Origin of the sequence: Streptomyces sp. NPDC005863, assembly GCF_042871345.1 — a bacterium.
GTDB lineage: Bacteria > Actinomycetota > Actinomycetes > Streptomycetales > Streptomycetaceae > Streptomyces.
This window is the reverse complement of the sequence record NZ_JBIAII010000004.1, coordinates 359,188-380,482: the sequence shown is the minus strand read 5'-3', so window position 1 is coordinate 380,482 and position 21,295 is coordinate 359,188. Positions and strand designations below refer to the sequence as shown.

The 21,295-nt window shown below is 71.3% G+C and carries 18 protein-coding genes; 11 read left to right on the top strand and 7 right to left on the bottom strand.

Annotated features, from left to right (window positions below):
• Positions 1–138 precede the first annotated feature (138 nt).
• Entirely contained in the window at positions 139–1,542 is a 1,404-nt protein-coding gene (lpdA, locus tag ACFYO9_RS18000; protein ID WP_358779253.1) for a dihydrolipoyl dehydrogenase, read from the top strand.
• Between the two features lie 131 nt (positions 1,543–1,673).
• Positions 1,674–3,884 carry an MMPL family transporter gene (locus ACFYO9_RS17995; protein ID WP_358779252.1) on the top strand — a complete coding sequence of 737 codons (2,211 nt, stop codon included), beginning with the start codon at positions 1,674–1,676 and terminating at the stop codon, positions 3,882–3,884.
• Between the two features lie 173 nt (positions 3,885–4,057).
• Here the strand turns inward: ACFYO9_RS17995 and ACFYO9_RS17990 are convergent, their stop codons facing one another.
• Positions 4,058–5,314, bottom strand: coding sequence for an LLM class flavin-dependent oxidoreductase (locus tag ACFYO9_RS17990; protein ID WP_358779251.1), 1,257 nt, complete (start codon positions 5,312–5,314; stop codon positions 4,058–4,060).
• 377 nt (positions 5,315–5,691) lie between these two features.
• On the opposite strand from ACFYO9_RS17990, the gene ACFYO9_RS17985 reads away from it, so the two are divergent.
• The 5 genes from ACFYO9_RS17985 (at position 5,692) to ACFYO9_RS17965 (ending at position 10,606) form a co-directional block, all read left to right on the top strand.
• Positions 5,692–7,233 (top strand): MFS transporter, encoded by a 1,542-nt coding sequence (locus ACFYO9_RS17985; protein WP_358779250.1) that lies wholly within the window; start codon positions 5,692–5,694, stop codon positions 7,231–7,233.
• 211 nt (positions 7,234–7,444) lie between these two features.
• Complete coding sequence (locus ACFYO9_RS17980) at positions 7,445–7,861, top strand: YciI family protein (RefSeq protein WP_358779249.1); 417 nt, start codon at positions 7,445–7,447, stop codon at positions 7,859–7,861.
• Positions 7,855–9,099 (top strand): sigma-70 family RNA polymerase sigma factor, encoded by a 1,245-nt coding sequence (locus ACFYO9_RS17975; RefSeq protein ID WP_358779248.1) that lies wholly within the window; start codon positions 7,855–7,857, stop codon positions 9,097–9,099. Before ACFYO9_RS17980 ends, ACFYO9_RS17975 begins: the two co-directional genes overlap by 7 nt.
• 158 nt (positions 9,100–9,257) lie before the next feature.
• A complete protein-coding gene (locus tag ACFYO9_RS17970) occupies positions 9,258–10,001 on the top strand; it encodes a sulfite exporter TauE/SafE family protein (RefSeq protein ID WP_388666403.1) in 744 nt (247 codons plus the stop codon).
• A 266-nt stretch (positions 10,002–10,267) separates the two neighbouring features.
• Positions 10,268–10,606, top strand: coding sequence for a plasmid mobilization protein (locus ACFYO9_RS17965; RefSeq protein WP_355806959.1), 339 nt, complete (start codon positions 10,268–10,270; stop codon positions 10,604–10,606).
• Here the strand turns inward: ACFYO9_RS17965 and asnB are convergent.
• The 3 genes from asnB to ACFYO9_RS17950 all read right to left on the bottom strand — a co-directional run bounded on the left by asnB (position 10,579) and on the right by ACFYO9_RS17950 (position 14,282).
• The gene (gene asnB / locus ACFYO9_RS17960) at positions 10,579–12,420 is read right to left on the bottom strand and encodes an asparagine synthase (glutamine-hydrolyzing) (RefSeq protein ID WP_358779247.1); all 1,842 of its coding nucleotides are present in this window, start codon (positions 12,418–12,420) and stop codon (positions 10,579–10,581) included. The genes ACFYO9_RS17965 and asnB overlap by 28 nt on opposite strands.
• A 289-nt stretch (positions 12,421–12,709) precedes the next feature.
• Entirely contained in the window at positions 12,710–13,630 is a 921-nt protein-coding gene (locus ACFYO9_RS17955; protein ID WP_358779246.1) for a PDR/VanB family oxidoreductase, read from the bottom strand.
• Between the two features lie 22 nt (positions 13,631–13,652).
• Positions 13,653–14,282, bottom strand: coding sequence for an MSMEG_1061 family FMN-dependent PPOX-type flavoprotein (locus ACFYO9_RS17950; RefSeq protein ID WP_358779263.1), 630 nt, complete (start codon positions 14,280–14,282; stop codon positions 13,653–13,655).
• A 195-nt stretch (positions 14,283–14,477) separates the two neighbouring features.
• Here ACFYO9_RS17950 and ACFYO9_RS17945 point away from each other — a divergent pair, with 195 nt between their 5' ends.
• Positions 14,478–15,104 carry a TetR/AcrR family transcriptional regulator gene (locus tag ACFYO9_RS17945; RefSeq protein WP_358779245.1) on the top strand — a complete coding sequence of 209 codons (627 nt, stop codon included), beginning with the start codon at positions 14,478–14,480 and terminating at the stop codon, positions 15,102–15,104.
• Here the strand turns inward: ACFYO9_RS17945 and ACFYO9_RS17940 are convergent.
• Positions 15,085–15,648 carry a helix-turn-helix domain-containing protein gene (locus ACFYO9_RS17940; protein WP_358779262.1) on the bottom strand — a complete coding sequence of 188 codons (564 nt, stop codon included), beginning with the start codon at positions 15,646–15,648 and terminating at the stop codon, positions 15,085–15,087. The two genes, ACFYO9_RS17945 and ACFYO9_RS17940, sit on opposite strands and share 20 nt — an antisense overlap.
• Before the next feature lie 201 nt (positions 15,649–15,849).
• Here ACFYO9_RS17940 and ACFYO9_RS17935 point away from each other — a divergent pair, with 201 nt between their 5' ends.
• Positions 15,850–16,815, top strand: a complete 966-nt coding sequence (locus tag ACFYO9_RS17935; RefSeq protein ID WP_358779244.1) for a DMT family transporter — start codon at positions 15,850–15,852, stop codon at positions 16,813–16,815.
• Here ACFYO9_RS17935 and ACFYO9_RS17930 read toward each other — a convergent pair.
• On the bottom strand, positions 16,766–17,395 hold the full coding sequence (locus tag ACFYO9_RS17930) for a TetR family transcriptional regulator (protein ID WP_358708871.1): 630 nt from the start codon (positions 17,393–17,395) through the stop codon (positions 16,766–16,768). The two genes, ACFYO9_RS17935 and ACFYO9_RS17930, sit on opposite strands and share 50 nt — an antisense overlap.
• Positions 17,392–18,864 (bottom strand): MFS transporter, encoded by a 1,473-nt coding sequence (locus ACFYO9_RS17925; RefSeq protein ID WP_358779243.1) that lies wholly within the window; start codon positions 18,862–18,864, stop codon positions 17,392–17,394. The genes ACFYO9_RS17930 and ACFYO9_RS17925 overlap by 4 nt, the downstream gene beginning before the upstream one ends.
• Positions 18,865–19,111: 247 nt before the next feature.
• Between ACFYO9_RS17925 and ACFYO9_RS17920 the strand changes: the two genes are divergently transcribed.
• Complete coding sequence (locus tag ACFYO9_RS17920; protein WP_388666400.1) at positions 19,112–19,999, top strand: Gfo/Idh/MocA family protein; 888 nt, start codon at positions 19,112–19,114, stop codon at positions 19,997–19,999.
• Between the two features lie 422 nt (positions 20,000–20,421).
• Positions 20,422–21,243 (top strand): helix-turn-helix domain-containing protein, encoded by an 822-nt coding sequence (locus tag ACFYO9_RS17915; protein ID WP_355806941.1) that lies wholly within the window; start codon positions 20,422–20,424, stop codon positions 21,241–21,243.
• The last annotated feature ends 52 nt before the right edge of the window (positions 21,244–21,295 follow it).

Sequence of the window (21,295 nt, the reverse complement as noted above, 5' to 3'; positions counted from 1 at the left end):
TGGGCCCCGCCCGGGTGCGGAGGTCGGTGCGGACTGTGGCGTGTCCCACCCGGCGGCCCGGTGGGCCCGCGCATGGCGGATGATCGTGCCAGAGCCATCCGTACCACCGGACCCGTACCACCCAGAGAGGACCTCCCCATGGAAGACCGCTTCGACGTCGTCGTGCTCGGAGCAGGACCCGGCGGCTACGTCGCCGCCATCCGCGCCGCCCAGCTGGGCAAGCGAGTGGCAGTCGTCGAGGAGAAGTACTGGGGCGGCGTCTGTCTCAACGTGGGCTGCATCCCGACGAAGGCCCTGCTGCGCAACGCCGAGCTCGCCCACCTCTTCACGCACGAGCAGAAGACGTACGGCATCAAGGTCGACGGGCAGGTCTCCTTCGACTACGGCGAGGCGTTCAGCCGCAGCCGCACGGTCGCGGACGGCCGGGTCAAGGGCGTCCACTTCCTGATGAAGAAGAACGGCATCACGGAGTTCGACGGCCGGGGCACGTTCGTCGACGCGAACACGCTGCAGGTGGCGAAGTCCGACGGCTCGACCGCCACCATCGGCTTCGAGAACTGCATCATCGCCACCGGCGCCACCCCCCGCCTGCTGCCCGGCACGAGCCGCAGCGAGCGCGTGGTGACGTACGAGGAGCAGATCCTCGCCGACACGCTGCCGCGCTCCATCGTGATCGCCGGCGCGGGCGCGATCGGCATCGAGTTCGCGTACGTCCTGCACAACTACGGCGTGAAGGTCACCATCGTCGAGTTCCTGGACCGGGTCGCGCCGCTGGAGGACGCGGACGTCTCCAAGGAGCTGGCGAAGCAGTACCGCAAGCTGGGCATCGACGTGCTGACCTCCACGCGCGTGGAGTCGATCGACGAGTCGGGCGAGCAGGTCAAGGTCACCGTCACGGGCAAGGACGGCAAGGAGCAGATCCTGGAGGCCGACAAGGTCCTGCAGGCCATCGGTTTCGCGCCGAACGTGAGCGGCTTCGGCCTGGAGGCGACGGGCGTGGCGCTCACCGAGCGCGGCGCCATCAAGGTCGACGGCCGCTGCCGCACCAACGTCCCGCACATCTACGCCATCGGCGACGTCACCGCCAAGCTGATGCTGGCGCACACCGCCGAGGCCATGGGCGTGGTGGCCGCGGAGACCCTCGCGGACGCCGAGACGATGGAACTCGACTACCCGATGATCCCGCGCGCCACGTACTCGCAGCCGCAGATCGCCAGCTTCGGCTGGACGGAGGCGCAGGCCAAGGAGAAGGGCTTCGACGTCAAGGTCGCGAAGTTCCCGTTCCAGGCCAACGGCAAGGCGCACGGCCTCGGCGACACCGTCGGCTTCGTGAAGATCATCAGCGATGACACGCACGGCGAGATCATCGGTGCCCACCTGATCGGTCCCGACGTCACCGAGCTGCTGCCCGAGCTCACCCTGGCCCAGCAGTGGGACCTCACCGTCCACGAGGTGGCGCGCAACGTCCACGCCCACCCGACCCTCGGCGAGGCCGTCAAGGAAGCGGTGCACGGCCTGGCCGGGCACATGATCAACTTCTGAGACGTCCCGGGCGCCCCGCCCGCCCGCGAACGACCGGAATCCGGTGGTTCGAGTGGCGGGGCCGCCCGGTCCGGCCGATCCTTGGCGGAACACGACTGTTGTGCCTCGGGGGCGAGGAGAGGCAGTAGCCGATGTTCTCTGGCCTGGGCCGATTCGTGGTGCGCCGCCCCTGGTGGATCATCCTGGCGTGGGTGGTCGCGGCCGGCGCGGTGATCTCGCTGGCGCCGAAGCTGACCTCCAGCAGCGACGAGGCGAGTTTCCTTCCCGACCACTACGAGTCGATCCGCGCCGCCGCCGTGCAGGAGAAGGACTTCCCCCGGCAGCAGAACATCGGCGCGATCATCGTCTTCCGGCGCTCCGACGGCACAAAGCTGACGGCGGCCGACTCCGCCGACGTACGGCGTGTCTCCAAGGATCTGCAGAGCCGGAAGATCCCCGAGGTGCAGGCGGTCGCGCCCGGTCAGGTCTCCCCCAACAAACTCGTGCAGACGTCGGTCGTCGCGATGCCGAAGATCACCAACCCCGAGGACACCGCACAGCAGGATGCGGTGAAGCGGCTGCGGGCCGATCTGCAGCCGGAGTTGAAGGGCACGGACCTGTCCGCCGGCATCACCGGCTCGGCGGCGCAGGCGCTCGACGAGAGCGACGCGTCGAAGCGGGCGGGCCTGCTCGTCGGGGTCGGCACGATCGTCATCATCGTCGTCCTGCTGCTCGTGATCTTCCGCAGCCCCATCATCGCGCTGCTGCCCGTGGTCCTCATCGGCCTGATCTCGCCGATGGCCACCGGTCTGATCGCCTCCGCCAACAAGGCCTTCGGCATGAAGGCGGACTCCTCGATCCAGGAGCTCCTGACCGTCGTCCTGTTCGGCGTCGGCACGGACTACATCCTGTTCCTGCTCTTCCGGTACCGGGAGGCACTGCGCGCGGGCGAGGACGTCAAGGGCGGCATGGTGCACGCCGTCGAGCGGGTCGGCGAGGCCATCACCTCGGCGGCGGGCGCGGTCATCGTCGCCTTCGCCGCGCTGACGCTCTCCTCGCTCGGCATGCTGCAGTCGATGGGCCCGGCCCTGGCCATCGCCGTGTTCGTGACGCTGCTCGCCGGACTCACGCTCGTCCCGGCCGTGGTCTCGCTCCTCGGCACGAAAGTGTTCTGGCCCTCGAAGTCCTGGCAACGGGAGCCGCACGGCACGGGGTTCGCCCGACTCGGCGCGTCCGTGGCCCGCAGGCCCGCCGTGTGGGCGCTGGTCTCCGCGCTCGTCATGGGCGCGCTCACGCTCGGCGCGCTCGGCTACCGGGCCAACTTCGACCTGGCCGGGTCCTCGCTGCCCAAGGACAAGGAGTCGATGGTTGCCCTGGACGACCTGCAGAAGGGCTTCCCGGCCGGCACCACCGACCCGACCTCGGTGTATCTGACCTCCACGGCCGACGAGCCGCTGGCCCCGTCCTCGGCCGCCGCCTTCCGCGAGCGGCTCTCCGGCATCACCGGCGTGGGCGAGGTCGCCGCCGCGAAGCTCAGCCCGGACCGCACCACGGCCTCGTACTCGGTGATCCTCGCGGACCCGCCCGCCTCCGACAAGGCGCTGGCGACCGTCAAGGACCGGCTGCGGCCCACCGCCAGCGACGACGCGCCGACCGGCACGCGGGCACTCGTCGGCGGCACGACGGCCGTGTACGTCGACATCAACAAGGCGGTGGACCGCGACTATTCGGTGGTCTTCCCGGTGGCGGCGCTGGCCATCATGGTCATCCTCGGCCTGCTGCTGCGCAGCCTGGTGGCGCCCTGGTACCTGATGCTGTCCGTCGCGCTCGGCTTCGGCGCGACCCTCGGCGCGACGTCGCTGCTCTTCCAGCAGATCGGCAGCCAGCCCGGGCTCATGTTCATGCTGCCGGTGATCATGTACTTGTTCGTCGTCGCACTCGGCACGGACTACAACATCCTCATGGTGTCGCGGCTGCGCGAGGAGGCACGCGAGGGGCGGACTCCGCGCGACGCGGCGGGTACGGCGGTGCGTCACTCCGGGCCGACGATCGGCTCGGCGGGCGTGATCCTCGCCGGTACGTTCGCGACGCTGATGCTCGCGGGCAACTCGACGCTCTCGCAGATGGGCTTCTCGCTGTCCTTCGGCATCGTCATCGCCGCGTTCGTCATGGCGATGGTCTTCACCCCGGCCCTCACGGCCCTGATCGGCCACGCGGCGTGGTGGCCCGGCCACGGCGACGAGAGGCGGGAGGGGGCCGGAGCGGGGACGGGAGGGTCCGGGGGCAGGGGCGGGGTGCCGGGCTCGGACGGGGATGAGGGCGAGGGCGAGGAGCGGGCGGGTGGGGCTACGCGGGGGCGGTGAGGGGGGCGGGGGTGGCTCGGCGGGGTTGGGCGGCGGGCCGTCGGCTGGGCGTGCTGGCCTTAACCGGCTGTGCCGGTCGGCCGAGCGGTGGCATGTCCCCGACCACCCCCTGCCGGGTCAGTAGGTCACCGCGGTCCCCCACCCGGACTCCCCCCGCCCAGACCTCCCACCCGTCACCGTTCCGCCCCCGCACGCTCCGCGGCCAACGCCTTCGTGACCGCCTCGCGGCCCGCCCGGCGGAACACCGACTCGTTCGCGTCGACCGCGTGCACCCATGCCCGGTGCACCCGGACCGTACGGGCCTCCCCCGCGAGTCCCTCGCGCACGCCCTCCTCCAGGGCCGCCGCGAACTCGTCCTCAAGGTGGTCCGCGCCGAGGGGATTGATGAAGGAGTACGTCTCTGCCCCCTCCCCCGCCCCGGACTCCCCCCGCCGTTCGACGTCGAGGGTGACGCGCGCCCAGCCCCCGCAGCCGGTCTGGTTCCCGGCGGTGGCGGTGGACCGGAGTGGCAGCGCGGACCGCGCCAACTGGGCCGCCTGCGCGGCGAGTTCGTACTGGGCCCGCCAGTCGGCGCCGGGGAAGCGCAGGACGAGCCGGTCCGCCCCGGCCCGCGCGTACGCGACGATCGCCTCGGCGGCCTCGGGCGGTTCGGCGCGGATCAGCAGGGCGGCGGCACGCTCCACGTCGTCGCCGTAGTGGCTCAGGAGGTGACCGGCCGACGGGGCGTGCCGTTCGCCCGCGCCCGTGGGGTGCAGGGCCACGGGGACCGCCGTGCTCATCGTCGGCTGTGTGGTGCCGTGGGACGCGGCAGCCAGGGCGTTCAGCCGCGGGCGCGCACCGGCGAGATCCGCGGCCGAGGCGAGGTCGGGGAACCAGCCGTGATGACGGGCCGCCCGCCGCAGGGAGGCCTCCGACCGGCCGCCGATCAGACAGGGCGGCCACGGCACGCGTGACACGAGCGCGGGCCCGACCCCGCCGCCCGCGGCGTAACTCTCCGCGAGCAGACCGCGCAGCCTCTCCAGCCCACGATCGGTCCGCTCGCCACCCTCCGCGTCACCGGCGTCACCGGCGTCACCGGCGACACCCACGTCGCCCTCGCCGCCCGCGTCGTACGAGCCACCGGCACCCACCCTCAGCAACACCCGTCCACCGGAGCGGGATTGAAGGTGCGCGAGCCGCTCGGCGAGGTGGTTGGCCTCCTCCGCGGACACCGTCGGGACGCCGTAGCCCACCCTGATACGGGTGGTCGCCGCCGCGGCCGCGCTCAGGGCGGTCACCGCGTCCGGCGCCGACCCGCGGCCCGCCGGGTCGTCACTCGCCCACACCGACTCGAAGCCCAGATCCTCGGCACGGCGCGCCGCGGCGGCGAAGTCCTCGGCCTGCCCCGGCCCGCCCTGCGCCGGAATCGGCAGGCACACCCCGATGTCCATGGACGCGACATTAGTTCAACTTGCCTTTCCGTGAAAAGTGTGAGCACTCCGCCGCTCCTCTGACGACTCATCAGAAAGCCCATTGCTCACAACTCGAACGAGAATGCAAGTGAAATCGAGAAACCCCGAAAAAGTCCGCGGCCTAGGAAAGAGACGAAAAAGTCAAGTCCGCCGACAGGTATGGATCGATTGCCGAAAAGTAGGCACCGACCTGCGGCGATCGAGTGCTAGGGTTTTCTCTCGTCCTCAGAAGGACCGCATTTCCGCGCCCCGCACCAGCGCCTCACCGCGCCCCTCACACCGGAATGGAAACGCGCCTTCCACTGCCGTTTACCGTTCCGGTGAAATACGTCCGAGCCTCGTTCTGGAGCCCTTTCATGCCTGCTGACAGCACAGCTGTCGCCCCCTCCGCACCGGTGGACTCCCTCGGTGCCCCGGCCGGCGCCCCACCCGGTGGCCGGCACCTCGGCCTGGCCCTCTTCGTGATCGCCGCGGCCCAGCTGATGGTGGTGCTCGACGGCACCATCACCAACATCGCCCTGCCGAGCATCCAGACCGCACTGCACGTGTCCGACGCGAATCTGGCCTGGATCGTCAACTCCTACGCGTTGGCCTTCGGCGGCCTCCTGCTGCTCGGCGGCCGGGCCGGTGACCTCTTCGGACGCCGGCGGATGTTCCAGGTGGGCATCGCCCTGTTCACCCTGGCCTCGCTGCTCGGCGGCCTCGCCCCGAACGAGGGCCTGCTGATCGGCGCCCGCATCCTGCAGGGCGTCGGCGCGGCCGTCGCGGCACCCAGCGCCCTGTCACTGATCGCCACGACGTTCCCCGAGGGCAAGCCGCGCAACAAGGCGATGGGCGTCTACGCCGCGATGGCCGGCATCGGCGCCACCGTGGGACTGCTGCTCGGCGGCGTCCTCACCGACGCCCTGGACTGGCGGTGGGTGTTCTTCGTGAACATCCCCATCGGCCTGGCCGTGCTCGCCGGAACCAGGACACTGGTCGAGGCCGAGCGTCACCAGGGCCGCCTCGACGTCCCCGGCACGATCTCCGGCACCGGCGGCCTGCTCGCCCTGGTCTACGGCATCACCCGCGGCGGTGAGCACGGCTGGACCGACGGTCCGGCCCTGTCCTGCTTCGCGGTCGCCGCCGTCCTGCTCAGCGCCTTCCTGTTCATCCAGGCCCGCACCGCGCACCCGATGATGCCGCTGCGGCTCTTCCGGGACCGCAACCGCTCGGGGTCGTACGCCACGATGCTGTTCATCGGCGCCGGCATGATCGCGACCTTCTACTTCCTCACCCTCTACATGCAGCTGATCCTCGGCTACAGCGCGGTCAAGACCGGCTTCGCCAACCTGCCGTTCAGCCTCGGCATGGGTGTCGCGGCGGCCCTCTCCGCCAAGTTGGTCACCCGGCTCGCCCCGCGCGCGATCGCCGGACCCGGTCTGCTGGTGGCGGCCGCGGGCATGTTCTGGTTCGCCACGCTCACCCCCGACTCGTCGTACACGGGCCATCTGATGCCGGCGATGTTCGTGACCGCGCTCGGCCTCGGCATGGGCTTCGTACCGATGACGCTGGGCGCCGTCAGCGGCGTCGACCACCAGGAGACGGGCATCGCCTCTGCGCTCCTCAACACCGCCCAGCAGATCGGCGGCGCCCTGGGACTCGCCGTCCTGGCGACGGTCTCCACCTCGGCGGCCGACGACCGGCTGCCCGACGCCGCCGCCTCGCTCTACCGGGGCGCTGCCACCGGGGACCACGCCCTGGTGGCCAAGGCTGCCGATGCGCTGACGCACGGCTACACGCTGGCCTTCGTCGGTGCGGGCGTGATGTTCCTGGCGGGGCTCCTGGTCACCGGCCTGGCCATCACGGCCGGCAAGCAGGAGACGGCCGACGGCGCGGCCCCCGTACACATCGGGTGAGCCGTGGGGTGCGGGCGGCCCGCCCTTCCGGGGGCGTGGCGCGTTCCACCAGGAACGGACCGCCGCCCGCCGATAGGATTTGAGCGTCAGCTCCTCCGCCGCCCTGTCCCGGAAATTCTTTCCCGAGAGCTGTCGAGAACGCGCCGTCCGCTCCGACGTCCCCTGTGAAAGCCGCCCACCAGGGGCGACGGCGCAGCCTAGGAGCGAAGTCATGAAGTATCTGGTGATGGTCCAGGGATCGCAGGCCGACTACGAGGCGATGGCGGGCAAGCCCTCCGGGGACCGCCCGACCTGGAGCGAGCAGGAGCTGCAGGCCATGTTCGCCTTCATGGGCGAGCTCAACAACGACCTGGCCGAGTCCGGCGAGCTCATCGACGCGCAGGGGCTCACCGAGCCCGTGCAGGCCCGCTTCGTCAGCAAGGGCAAGGACGGCCGACCGGTGATCACCGACGGCCCCTACGGCGAGACGAAGGAGGTGCTGGCCGGGTACTGGCTGCTCGAATGCGCGAGCCTGGAGCGGGTCACCGAGATCGCCCAGCGCGTCCTGGAGTGCCCCGGACCCGAGGGCCTCGTCGAGCCGCCCGTCGTCATCCGGTCGGTGCCGGACTCCGCGGGAGGCGAATGTTGAGACGTACGACCGAGGTCGAGGACCTGCTGCGCCTGCACGCGCCGCAGGTCCTCGGCGCGCTCGTGCGTCGTTACGGGCATTTCGGCGCCGCCGAGGACGCCGTCCAGGAGGCGCTGCTCGCCGCCGCCCGGCAGTGGCCCCAGCAGGGCCTGCCCGAGAACCCCCGCGGTTGGCTGATCAAGGTCGCCTCGCGCCGCCTGACGGACCAGCTGCGCGCGGACGAGGCGCGGCGACGGCGCGAGGAGGACGCGGCGCTGCTCACCCCCAGGGACGCCTTCACCGCGCCCGCGCCGGGTGAGAGCCGCGCCCCGGCGGACGACGACACCCTCACGCTGCTGTTCCTGTGCTGCCACCCGGAGCTGACCCCGGCCGCGCAGGTCGCGCTGACGCTGCGGGCCGTCGGCGGTCTCACGACGGCCGAGATCGCGCGGGCGCATCTGGTGCCGGAGGCGACCATGGCGCAGCGCATCAGCAGGGCCAAGGGACGGATCAAGGGGGTGCCGTTCCGGCAGCCGGGGCCGGAGGATCGCGACGCCCGGCTTGCCGCGGTCCTCCAGGTGCTCTACCTGATCTTCAACGAGGGCTATACGGCGACCTCCGGAGACGCGCTGCACCGCGCCGAGCTCGCCCGGGAGGCGATCCGGCTGACCCGCGCCGTGCGCCGTCTGCTGCCCCACGAGGGCGCGGTGACCGGCCTGTTGGCGCTGATGCTGCTCACCGAGGCGCGCACAGCCGCGCGGACCGGACCGCACGGCGAGCTGATCCCGCTCGACGCACAGGACCGCGGCCGCTGGGACCGGCGGGCGATCGACGAGGGCACGGCGCTCGTCGAGGAGGCGCTCTCCCAAGGCCCGCCGGGCGCCTACCAGTTGCAGGCGGCGATCGCGGCCCTGCACGACGAGGCCCCGAGTGCGGACGCCACCGACTGGCCGCAGATCCTCGCGCTGTACGACCATCTCGTGCGCCGCACCCATGAGCCGATGGCCGAGCTCGGCCGGGTGGTGGCCTGCGCCATGGTGCACGGCCCCCACGCCGGCCTATCCGAACTGGCCGCGCTGGAGGACCGCCTGACGGGCCATCACCGTCTTGAGGCGGTGCGCGCCCACCTCCTGGAGAAGGCGGGCGACACCGAAGGGGCTCGCGCCGCCTACCGTCTGGCGGCCCAGGGCACCCTCAGCCGCCCCGAGGCCCACTATCTGCAGACGCGCGCCGCCCGGCTGCCGGCCGGAGAAGCGTGAAGGTGTTTCCGGGTATCCGTGTCACCGGCTCCCCACACTCCCAGGTATCCCTTGGGGCGGTGCAAGTGAACCCGAGGATTGACTTGGGTTTCCGATGTGCACCAAGATCGTCGCTACCTCCACACGGCAGGAAAAGGTGACAGGTGGAACCGCTCGAAATGGTGGCTGTCGGAATCGCCGGCGTCGCGGCAGGCAGCCTCAACGCGGTGGTCGGGTCCGGCACCCTCATCACCTTCCCCACCCTGCTCGCCTTCGGCTTCCCGCCGGTCCTCGCCAACGTGTCGAACAACATCGGCCTGGTGCCGGGCACGCTGAGCGCCGCGTACGGCTACCGGCGGGAGATGAAGGGGCAGTTCAGGCGTCTGGTGCGGTTCGGCACGGCCTCCCTCATCGGCGGTCTGATCGGCGCGCTGCTCCTGTTGAAGCTGCCCGCAGACGCCTTCCAGGCGGTGGTCCCGGTCCTCATCCTGACCGCGTGCGCCCTCGTCCTGCTGCAGCCCCGGCTGGCCCGCAGGCTCAAGGAACGGGAGACTCCCGCACGCAAGGACGGCGGGATACCGATGTGGTGCGGGGTCCTCGCCACCGGCATCTACGGGGGGTACTTCGGCGCCGCCCAAGGGGTCCTGCTCATGGGCCTGTTCGGCGCCTTCCTCCTGGACGACCTGCAGCGGCTGAACGCCGCGAAGAACGTGCTCGCCTCGCTCGTGAACGGCGTCGCCGCCGTCCTCTTCATCGTCGTGGCGGACATCGACTGGACGGCCGCGGGACTGATCGCGCTGGGCTCGACGGCGGGCGGTCTGATCGGCGCGCGCTACGGCCGCAGGCTCCCCCCGGTGGCGATGCGCGCCTTCATCGTCGTCGTCGGCGTCACGGCCTCGGTGATCATGCTCGTACGTCAGTGACGGCACGGGGAACGGGCCAGGGGCGACGCCGACCGCGACGGGGGGCGCGGCGCCCCACGCGTAACACAGCTCACACCCCGGGACCCCCGGCCGGGGAACGTGCGCCCATGGTTTATCGTTGAACATGATGTGGCCCCGACCGAGATTCCCCCGTCCGGTCGGGGCCACACTCCATTGACGTGGGCGTCTTCCGTCGTTTTCACGCCTTCGAGGGCGAATATGCCAACCGCACCGCGTCACACACGCCCGAGCGGCATCATGCGTCCATGGACGGTGCCAAGCCTGTGCAGGTCTTGTTCACGCCCGACGAGTACGCCGCGATCGTGCGCCACGCGGACCGGCTCGGAGTGCCGGTGGCCGAGTTCATCCGCCGCGCCGTGACCGTCCGGGCCGAGGAGCAGCCCGGCCCGTGCCAGTCGTCCGACACCCGGCGCGGAGCGGCCGTGCCACCGGTCCAGCGCGGCCTCGGACCGGACGGGACCCCGGCGCTCCAGCGATTCCTCGACATTCTCGCCACGTCGGCGGAGCGCGACGACGGCTCGGGGCGGTGCGGGGCCGGGCCGGCCGGTGAGGAGACTCAGGACAGGACGATCTCCGGCTCGTAGAGCTCCAGCCAGATCGCCAGGTCCAGGGTCCGCTCCAGATCGCGCCGGGAGGCCTGGGTGATCTGCGGCGCTCCCCGTTCGGCGGCCCGCGCCGCCCGCTCCCGGTCCACCAGCCGGAAAACCGGGTGCTCGGGCTGGGCGAGCAGCTTCTTGACGTGCTCCTGGAGGGCGACGGCGTACTTGGGGTCCTGCGTCGAGGGGTACGGGCTCTTCACCCGGTCGTAGACCGAGCGCGGCAGCACGTCGGCGGTCGCCTCGCGCAACAGGCTCTTCTCCCTGCCGTCGAAGGACTTCAGCGCCCAGGGCGTGTTGTAGACGTACTCCACGAGCCGGTGGTCGCAGAAGGGCACCCGCACCTCAAGGCCGACGGCCATGCTGGCGCGGTCCTTGCGGTCGAGCAGGATGCGCACGAACCGGGTCAGGTGCAGGTAGCTGATCTTCCGCATCCGGAACTCGAAGTCGCTCTCGCCGTCGAGGCGCCGGATGTCGGCGACGGCCGCCGCGTAGCTCTGTTCGACGTAGCCCGGCAGGTCGAGCGCGGCGGTGAGTTCGGGGCGCAGCACACTGGAGTCGTCCCCGAAGTGGTCGGCGAACTTCACCAGCCACGGGAAGGTGTCGGCGGCCCGCGCCTCCTCGTCGAAGAACTGCAGATAGCCGCCGAAGACCTCGTCGGCGGACTCCCCGGAGAGCGCCACCGTGGAGTGCTCGCGGATGGCACGGAACAGCAGGTAGAGGGAGGCGTCCATGTCGCCGAAGCCCATGGGTATGTCCCGTGCACGGATCATCTTGGCGCGTACGTCGGGATCGGCGAGGGCGTGCGAGTCCAGGACGATGTCGCGGTGTTCGGTGCCCGCGGACGCCGCCACGTCGTGCACGTAGGGCGTGTCGGGCGTGCCGCGGAGCTCGTCGGCGACGAAGTTGTCGGCCTGGCCGACGAAGTCGACGGCGAAGCTGCGTACCGTCTCCCCCGCTTCGGCCAGTCGCCGGGCGGCGAGGGCGGTCATTGCCGAGGAGTCGAGGCCACCGGAGAGCAGCGTGCAGCGCGGCACGTCGGAGACGAGCTGACGGCGCACGATGTCCTCGAGGAGCTCGCGCACCTTGGCGATCGACGCGTCGCGGCCGTCGGTGTGCGGACGGGTCCGCAGCGACCAGTAGACGTGCCGGCGCAGTCCGGAGCGGTCGACGCTCACGACGGTGCCTGGCTCGACCTCGCGCATGCCGTCCCACACAGCGTGGCCGGGCGTCTTGACGGTGGCGAACAGTTCGCGCAGGCCGTCCAGGGTGACGCGCCGCCGGGCCAGCGGGTTGGCGAGGATCGCCTTGGGCTCGGAGCCGAACAGGACGCCGTCGGGGGTCTCGTAGTAGTAGAAGGGCTTGATGCCCATGCGGTCGCGGATCATGACGAGCTTGTCGTCACGCGCGTCCCAGATGGCGAAGGCGTACATGCCGTTGAGGCGCTCCGCGACGGCCTCGCCCCATTCGAGGTAGCCGTGCAGCACGACCTCGGTGTCCGACGCGGTGGTGAACCGGTGGCCGCGGTCGGCCAGTTCGCGGCGGAGCTCGGTGAAGTTGTACGTCTCCCCCGAGTAGACGAGGGCGACGGTTCCGGTGGGCGTCTCGACGGTCATGGGCTGCCGGCCGCCGGGCAGATCGATGATCGCCAGACGGCGGTGCCCGAGGCCGGCGGGCCCGCCGGTCCAGGTGCCGCGGTCGTCGGGACCGCGGCAGGACATCGTCTCCGTCATGGCGTCCAGAGTGGTGGACTCGACCGTCAGATCACGGTCGAAGGAGACCCAGCCGGTGATGCCGCACATGCGCTTCCCTTCCGCTGCCGCACTAGATGTAACTAGCACCTACCTCTGCAGCGTGCGCCTGCGACCGCGTACGGTCAACGCCGCCCGGAACGCGGCCTTCCCTCCGACCCCAACGATTTCGGCCGCTCTTTACCAGGGCGAGACGACGTCTCGCGAGGGCGCCACACCCGCTCACCCGGCGGGTTCGGAGGCGAGGACCCGGCCGGAACGAAGGATTCCGGCCACGGGCAAAGACTTGTCCACGATCGGCGTCGCCGGTGTCACACCTCGAAGCCGCCTCCCCGCCAGCTCACAGATCCACGACGATGCGCGCAGAGCGTGCGCGGGAGACGCACGGATACATCCGGCCCGCGGGGGCGCCGATGTCGTCGCGGTGGTCGATGTCGCCCTCGGTGACGGTGATTTCGCAGCTGCCGCAGACGCCTTCCCGGCAGCCGGCGGACAGTGGATACCCGGCGTGGGTCAGCGCGTCGAGCAGCGACTCGTCCGCCGGGACCGGGACCGTCCTGCCCGACCTGCGGCAGAGGGCCTCGAACGCGACGTCGGGGCCGACCGGTCTGGCCGACGGCCGGAAACGCTCCACGCGCAACCGTTCCGCGGGGAACACCTCCTCGGCCGCGGCCAGCAGCGAGGCCGGGCCGCAGCAGTACACCAGGGTGTCCGCGTCCAACTCCGCGGCCAGCGCTGCCAGGTCCGGCCTCCCCTGGCTCCGGGTGGCGACGACACGCACCGACTCCGCGTGCTCGGCGAGGAGTTCGGCGGCGAACGGCATGGCCTCGGGCGAGGACCCCGCGTACACCAGATCCGCCGGCACCCCCGCACGCGCGGCGGCCCGGAGCATCGGCGCGACGGGCGTGATGCCGATCCCGCCGGCCAGGAACAGATACCGCCGCGCGGGCAGCAGCGGGAAGTGGTTGCGCGGGGTCGACACGGCGAGCGGGCGGCCCTCGCGCAGATGGCGGTGGATGTACTCCGAGCCGCCCCGGCTGAGGCGGTCGAGGCGCACGGCGACGCGATAGGTGTCCCGGTCGGCCGGATTTCCGCACAAGGAGTACTGCCGGGTGAGCCAGTTGGGCAGCCGCAGGTCGATGTGGGCACCCGGCTCCCAGGGGGCGAGCGGTCCGTCGGCGCCGCGCAGGGTCAGGGAGACGACGTCCTCGGCGACGGGGTCGATGCGGTCGACTACGGTCGCCTGGGTCGGTGTTGTCATCAGGGGGTCCCTTCGGGGCCGGTCAGTAGAGCTTGCCGTAGGCGTCCTCTAGCTGCGCCTCGAACGCCTCCGGTGCGACGTCCAGGCCGAGTTGATCGGTGACGACCTCACCGACCCGAGGAATTTCGTCGGCGAGCGCCTGACTGGCGGGGTCCCACAGCCGGGACCGGATCAGGGCGCGGCCGCAGTGGAAGAACGCCTCGGTCACCTCGACGACGATGGCGAGCACCGGCCGCTTGCCCTGCGTCTCCATCCGGGCGAGGACGTCGGGCTCGTCGGTGGCGTGGGCGTGGCCGTTGACCCGCAGCACCTCGCGCACCCCGGGGATCAGGAAGAGCAGCCCGATGCCGTCGTTCTCGGCGAGGTTGGCGAACGAGTCGGCGATCTTGTTGCCGGGCCGGTCGGGCAGGGCGAGGGTGTGCTCGTCGAGGACCTTCACGAAGCCCGGGTGGTCGCCCCGCGGTGAGCAGTCCGCGCGCCCCTCGGCGTCCGCGGTGGCCATCGTCAGGAACGGCGAGTGGGCGATGAACCGGCAGACGTGCCGGTCGAGTCCGCCGGTCTTCTTCGCCGCGTTCATGGCGTCGGGCTCCCCGAGGCTCGCCCGGACCTCGCCGGGGGAAATGCGCCGGGGGCGGGAGACGGTGTGCGTCATGAAGTGGTCCTTCCGGTGGTACGGCAGGAGCGGGCGGGCCGCGGTGGCCCCGCGGTCGGCGACGGCCGGGAGCACGCCGCGCACCCCGCCCGCGGATGCCCGTCGTGGGCGGTTCCGCCGCAGTTCATGACAGTATTTTGAGCAATTACTCAGCTTTTTTGTTACTCGCTTTCGCGGTGCGGATCAGGAGGTCCCATGCCGTCCGACCGACGCGGACTCGCCCCACGTAAACAGCCCAGGCAGGTCCGGGCAGAGCTGACCCGCGAGCGCATCCTGGAGGCGGCTGCTCACGTTTTCGGCGAGTACGGATACGCCGCGGGGACCACCAACCGGATCGCCGAGCACGCCAGGGTGTCGATCGGTTCGCTGTATCAGTACTACCCGAACAAGGACGCGATCCTGGTCGAGTTGTTGACCCGCCACCTCGACGCCGGACGAGCCGCCATCTCGCGCACGCAGGCGCAGGAGCTGCCGGAGTCCCTGGAGGACATGCTCCGCGTCTTCGTGCGGACCACGATCGACAGCCACCTGGACGATCCGCGGCTGTTGCGGATCATGGTCGAACAGGCTCCCCGCTCAGCCGAGTTGCTCGCGAAGGTGGAGGCACACCAGGCGGAACGCCTCGCGTACACCGAGGAGTTGCTGCGACACCACCCGGAGGTCGGGGTGGACGACATCTACACCGCCACGCGGCTTCTCGTGACCACGGTCGAGCTCGTGATCCACCAGGTCATCGCGGCGCCCGACCCCATCGACCTGCGCCGGTTCGAGGACGAACTCGTGGCCATGCTCCACCGCTATCTCAGCGGCCCGCCCCGCTGAGCCGCAGCAGGTCCGCCGCGTCCTCGCGCGCCTCGTCGAGGGCGGCGGGGAAGATGCGCAGTCCGTGCGCCACGAGAGCGCCCTCGTGCAGCAGCATCAGCGTCCGCCCCAGCCGGGCGGCCCTCGACGGGGCGATCTCCCCGGCGAGTTCCGCGAAGAGCGCGAGCATCCAGGCCTTCTGGCCGGTGATGATCGGGTACGCGGGGTGGGCGGGGTCACTGATCTCGGCGTGCGCGTTGACCATGGTGCACCCCTTGGCCAGATGGTCCTCCGCCCAGTCGCGTACGGCGTCGAAGACGGCCAGGATCCGGTCCTCGGGTGTCGTCGCGGCCGCCAGGTACGGGGCGAGGAAGGCACGCCAGCGCTCGTCCCGGTCGGCGAGGTACTCCACGACGATCTGCTCCTTGGAGCCGAACCGGTCGTAGAGGGTCTTCTTCGTCACGCCTGCCTCGGCGGCGATCAAATCCACGCCGACGGCATGGATGCCGCGTTCGTAGAAGAGCCGGCTCGCGGCGTCGAGGGCGCGCCGGGCCCCCGGCGTCATGGCGATGCGCCGCGGCGTCGCCGCCTCGCTCACCGTGCCGTTCCCCGTGCCGTTCCCCGTGCTCGCATCGTCAGCCATGCCTCCCATAGTAAACCGATCCGTATACCGACCTGTATACCGATCTGTATACTCGGCGGCGGGTAAACAGATCGGTTTACTCGCTCCGATCCGCAGTACCACGACGCATGACGGGAGAAATCCATGAACGTCCTGCTCTCGACCGCCTTCGTGCTCACCTGGAGCTCCGGGTTCATCGGGGCCAAGCTGGGTGCGGGCAGCGCGTCCGCGGTCACCGTGCTGATGTGGCGGTTCCTGCCGCTGGCCGTCGTCCTCGGGCTCGTCGCCGCGCTCTGCGCGCGGGCCTCGTGGCGCGGACTCACGGTGCGCGACCTCGGCCGGCAGGCCGCCGTCGGCGCCCTGTCGCAGAGCGGCTACCTGCTCACCGTGTACTACGCCATCCAGCTCGGCGTCTCCAGCGGGACGACCGCGCTCATCGACGGCACCCAGCCACTGGTCGCGGGCGCGCTCGCCGGGCCGCTGCTCGGCCACTACGTCTCGCGCACCCAGTGGGTCGGCCTCGCCCTCGGCGTGAGCGGTGTCGTCATCGTCACCGCGACCGACGTCTCGGGTGGCGGCGACGCCGTGTGGTGGGCGTATCTGGTGCCGTTCCTCGGCATGTTCTCCCTGGTGGCCGCCACGTTCCTGGACCGGCGCGCGCCCCGGGCCGTGGGCCCCGCGGTGTCGCTGACGGTCCACTGCGTCACCAGCGCCGTCGTCTTCACGGGGCTCGCCCTGGCGACGGGCGCCGCCACGCCGCCCGCCGAGGCCTCCTTCTGGGCGGCGATCGGCTGGCTCGTCGCGCTCTCCACCTTCGGCGGCTACGGCCTGTACTGGCTGATCCTGCGGCGCTCGGGCGTCACGCAGGTCAATACGCTGATGTTCCTCATGGCCCCGGTGACGGCCCTGTGGGGCGCCCTGATGTTCGGTGAGCCCTTCGGCCCGCAGACGATGGCGGGTCTCGCCGTCGGGCTCGCGGCGGTGATCGTGGTCCGGCGGGGTGGCCGTGCCGCGGGCGGTGCTTCGCATGCGCGCCGTGCGGCCCCGCCGGTGGCCCGGGTCAGCCGGGCGTCAGGAAGTCCTGCACCGCGGGCGCGTACCGGTCGGTGATCTCGGCGATGTCCGTGGCGCGCAGATGCGGGCCACGGGCGATGCCGTACATCACGCCGAGACCGAGCAGCATGCCGACGGCGAGCTCCGCGCGCAGCCCAGCGTCCGGCCCCGGCAGCCGCTCGCTCAACCGCTGGGCCACCTGGGCGCGGAAGTTGGCGCGCAGGATGTCGCCCTGCTCCCCGTGGAGCGGGGCGAAGACGATGCGCAGGATCGGGTCGGCGCCCCGCTCCGCCTGGCCGGTGAGCAGATGGCGGACCATGTGTCGGCCGAGCTCCGCGAGCGGTGCGTCGAGGAACTCCGCGGCGTCGGCGTCGAACGACATGATCCGGGAGAACAGCGCGTCCTTGTTGCCGAAGTACTTGAGGATCAACGGGGCGCTCACCCCGGCCCGTTCGGCCACCGCCTTGAGGGTGATGTCGCCGTGCGCATGCCGCGCCAGGAGATGGCGGGCGGCGCGCACGATGGCGCTCTTGGTCGCCTCGGCGTCCCTGCGGCCGACGGGGGCCGGGCCCCCGTGCGCGTCCCCGCTCCTGCTCGCGCTCCGGCCCGCCGGCGCGTTCCCGTTCACGTCGGTCATCTTCCCTCCAGGGCGGTCTCCTGGGCGGGGCCGCCCGGCCCGGTGGACGTCCGCCCACCCTTCGGGACCGTGTCCGAGGGTATGGCCAGGGCGGCCGCGCAGGCGACGAGCGCCACGGCTCCCGCCATGGCGAAGGCGAGTTGGTAGCCGCCCAGGGTGGGGAACCGCAGGCCGCCCGCGGTCGAGGTGTGGTGCACCAGGATCGCGGCGACGGCAGCGCTGGAGACGCTCTGCCCGATGGTCCGCATCAGGACGTTCACCCCGTTCGCGGAGGCGGTCTGCTCGACCGGCACCGCCCGCAGGATCAGGGTGGGCAGCGCCGAGTACGCGAAGGTGGTCCCGGTCGACACCACGGCGGCGCCCACCATGATCACCCACAACTCCCTGCTGTCGACGATCCGTACGGCGTATCCGAGCGCCATGAACATCGCGCCGACGGCCAGGGTCACCCGGGGTCCGCGCGCCGTCGAAACGCGGGCCGACACCGGCGAGAGGACCAGCATGATCACCCCGTTGGGCAGTAGGCACAGGCCGGTCGCCACGATGGACAGCTCCAGGCCGTAGCCGCTCGCCGCGGGCGCCTGCACGAGTTGCGCCGTCACCAACGAGTTGGCGTAGAAGGCGAATCCGGCGAGGAGCGCGGTCACGTGCGGCAGCGCCACGCGCCGCCCGGACGCCAACCGCAGGTCCACAAGGGGATGTTCGGACCGCAGCTGCATCCGCCACCACAGGCAGAGGATGACGACGGATCCCACGAAGAGCCCGACGATCGGACCGCTTCCCCACCCCCACTGGCCGCCCTGCGACACGGCGAGCAGCAGACAGACCAGTCCGGCGGCCAGGCCCAGCGCGCCCCAGGTGTCGAAGCGCCCCGCCGAGCGCACCGGTGATTCCCGCACGGCCCACCGCGCGAGCAGGAGCCCGCCGGTGCTGAGTGCGGCCGTCGCCCAGAACATGGCGTGCCAGTCCGCGTACTGCACGATGAGCGCGGCGAGCGGCAGCCCGAGCGCGGCGCCGATCCCCACCGTGGAGCTCATCAGGGCGACCGCCGACGCGGTGCGCTGCGGCGGGAGTTCGTCGCGCAGAATGCTGATGGACAGGGGCACCACCGCGGCGGAGGCGCCCTGCAGGGCGCGCGCGGCGATCAGCAGCCGGATGTCGGAGGTGAGCGCGCAGAGCACCGAGCCCCCGGCCATCAGGCCGAGGGCGATGAGCAGGACGCGCCGCTTGCCGTACATGTCGCCGGCCCGTCCGAGTACGGGTGTGAGGACGGCTCCGGACAGCAGGGTGGCGGTGACCAGCCAGGAGACGGCGCCCGCCGAACTGTGCGTCAGGCGGGGCAGATCGGGCAGCAGCGGCACGACCACGGTCTGGGTGACGGCCATCAGGATGCCGCCGAAGGCCAGCACCGGGACGGCCAGCCTGGCGCGCAGGTCCCGCGCGTCACCCGGTATCGGAACGCTCCCCATGACGTCTCCCCCCACTCGTCCACCCCGGCCAAGGTGAATTCGAATTCACCATAGCGGGTGAATGCCTATTCACCCCGCGGCAATGGGGAGAGAAATGGCGGGCCCCGGCGGATTCACGACTCGCCGCGTACGGGCCGGTCGGCTGCGGCGGGCGCGGTGGCGCGTCGTGGCCGTCGACCGCCTCCTCGCGCGGAACGGCTTCGGCCGGGGAGCCCGTCGCCGCACGGCGTCGGTCATACTGCCGCCCATGAACCGACTCCGTATCGGCCTGGTGGGCACGGGTCCCTGGGCCTCCACGACCTACGCCCCCGCCCTCGCCCGGCACCCCGGCGTCGAGCTCGGCGGCGTCTGGGGGCGCCGCCCCGAGGCCGCCGCCGAGCTCGCCGACGCCCATGGGACCAGAGCCTTTTCGGACGTGGACGCGTTGTTCGCCGCAAGTGACGCCGTGGCGTTCGCGGTGCCGCCCGACGTCCAGGCACCGCTCGCGGCGCGGGCCGCGGCGGCCGGCTGCCATCTGCTGCTCGACAAGCCGGTGGCCACCACGGTGGAGGGGGCGCGCGAACTCGCGGCGGCGGTCGAGCGCGCCGCGGTGGCGTCCGTGGTCTTCTTCACGCTGCGCTTCGCCGCCGTCACCTCGGCCTGGGTGACCGAACAGGCCGCCGCCGGCGGCTGGTTCACCGGCCGCGCCGACTGGTACGGCGCCTTCTACGCTCCGGACGGCGACGCCCCGTACTCCTCACCGTGGCGCGCGAGCCGGGGCGGGCTGTGGGACGTGGGCCCGCACGCGCTGTCGATGCTGCTGCCCGTGCTCGGCGACGTGACAGCCGTGACGGCGGCAGCCGGGCCCCGGGACACCGTCCATCTGATCCTGCGGCACACCGGCGGGGCGTCGAGCACCGCGGCACTCAGTCTCACCGCGCCCGCCAAGTGCGCCGGGCTGACCGTCGAACTCCGTGGCGAGGGCGGGACGGTGGTCATGCCGGCGTGGGAGGAGACGGGTGACGCGATCCGGACGGCCGTCGATGAACTCGTCGCGAGCGCGAGCAGCGGCACGGCGCATCCGTGCGACGCGCGGTTCGGACTGCGGGTCACGGAGATCCTGGCGCGGGCGGAGGAGTGCCTCGCGGCCGCGTGAACAACCACGGGCGGTCGGTACCGTGGCCGCTACGTAATGGCGAGTGACGGCACCGACCGCAGCCGGTGGCCCTATCAAACCGGTGCGGGAAGAAGAGCCGCGCGGTCCCGTACTGCTCCGATTCCGTCCACGCAGACCGGAATACGAACAGTTGTCCCACACGCTTCCCACATCGGCCCCATAGGCCTAGGGGGTACCCAATGCCGGGGAATTTCAGCCATTCTCAAGCTCCCCGGACAAGATGCCCCGCTGTTGCGCACGGGTGCCCGCCGACGATCAAACCTGCAGGTCGGTGACCCCGCACACTCCATGATGCCCGAGCAACTGATCGTTTTCTTCGGGCAATGTTTACTACCAAAGCCGATGTGAATATTTAGACTGATCACGCTCCAACTCGGCGTGCACCAAGGGGATTACCCACCATGAACAAGTCGGCGCTCCGCGCTCTGCTCCGCGAACGACGCGGCCTCATAGCCCCGGAAGCGCACGGCTTCGCCCGCCCGACGGGTCAGGGGCGGCGCGCGCCCGGCCTGTCGCAGCACCAGGTCGACCAGCTCCTGCACCGCACGTTCGGGACGTACCACCGGCTGGAATCCGGTAATTACCCCAACCCGCCGACCTCACTTCTCCGCGACGTCGCCCGGCTGTTCGGCCTCAACGAACAGGAGTGGGTCTCCCTCTGCCGCTACGCACTGCTGCAGGACCCGCCGGGGCCGCTGCACCTCTCCTCCGGCAAGGAGGTGCCCGGCGTCTGGCAGGAGGCCGTCGACGGCATCGGACACATGGCGTACGTGACGGACGCGTCCTGGGAGATGCTCGCCTTCAACACAGCGTTCGCGGGCATGTTCCCGAACGGCAAGGTGCCGGCCAACACCCTGCGGTGGATGCTCCTCGACCCGTGCGGCCGCGAGACTCTGCTGGACTGGCACGCCGCCTGGGCCCCGATGGTGCTGCCGCAGCTGCGCGCCGCTCTGGCCGCCCGGCCGGACGACGACATCCTGCGGCAGATCGAGAAGGAGGTCCTCGCCGATCCGGAGACCGCGGACCTGTACGCCACCGGCAACTCGCATCCGCACCCCGACGGGGACGAGCGCCCCCTGCTGCACGCACTGGAGGGTCCCGGCTGGGTCACCATGTGCGCGGCGCAGCCCATGACGGCGCCCGGCTCCCGGCTGATGATCCTGGTCTTCCACTCCGGTGCGCGGCGCAGCCCCACGCGCGCGCCGATACTCCGCTCGGAGTGACCCCTCAGTAACGTTCACGGCGCCTTCCCGACCCGTACGTATATTCGAACAA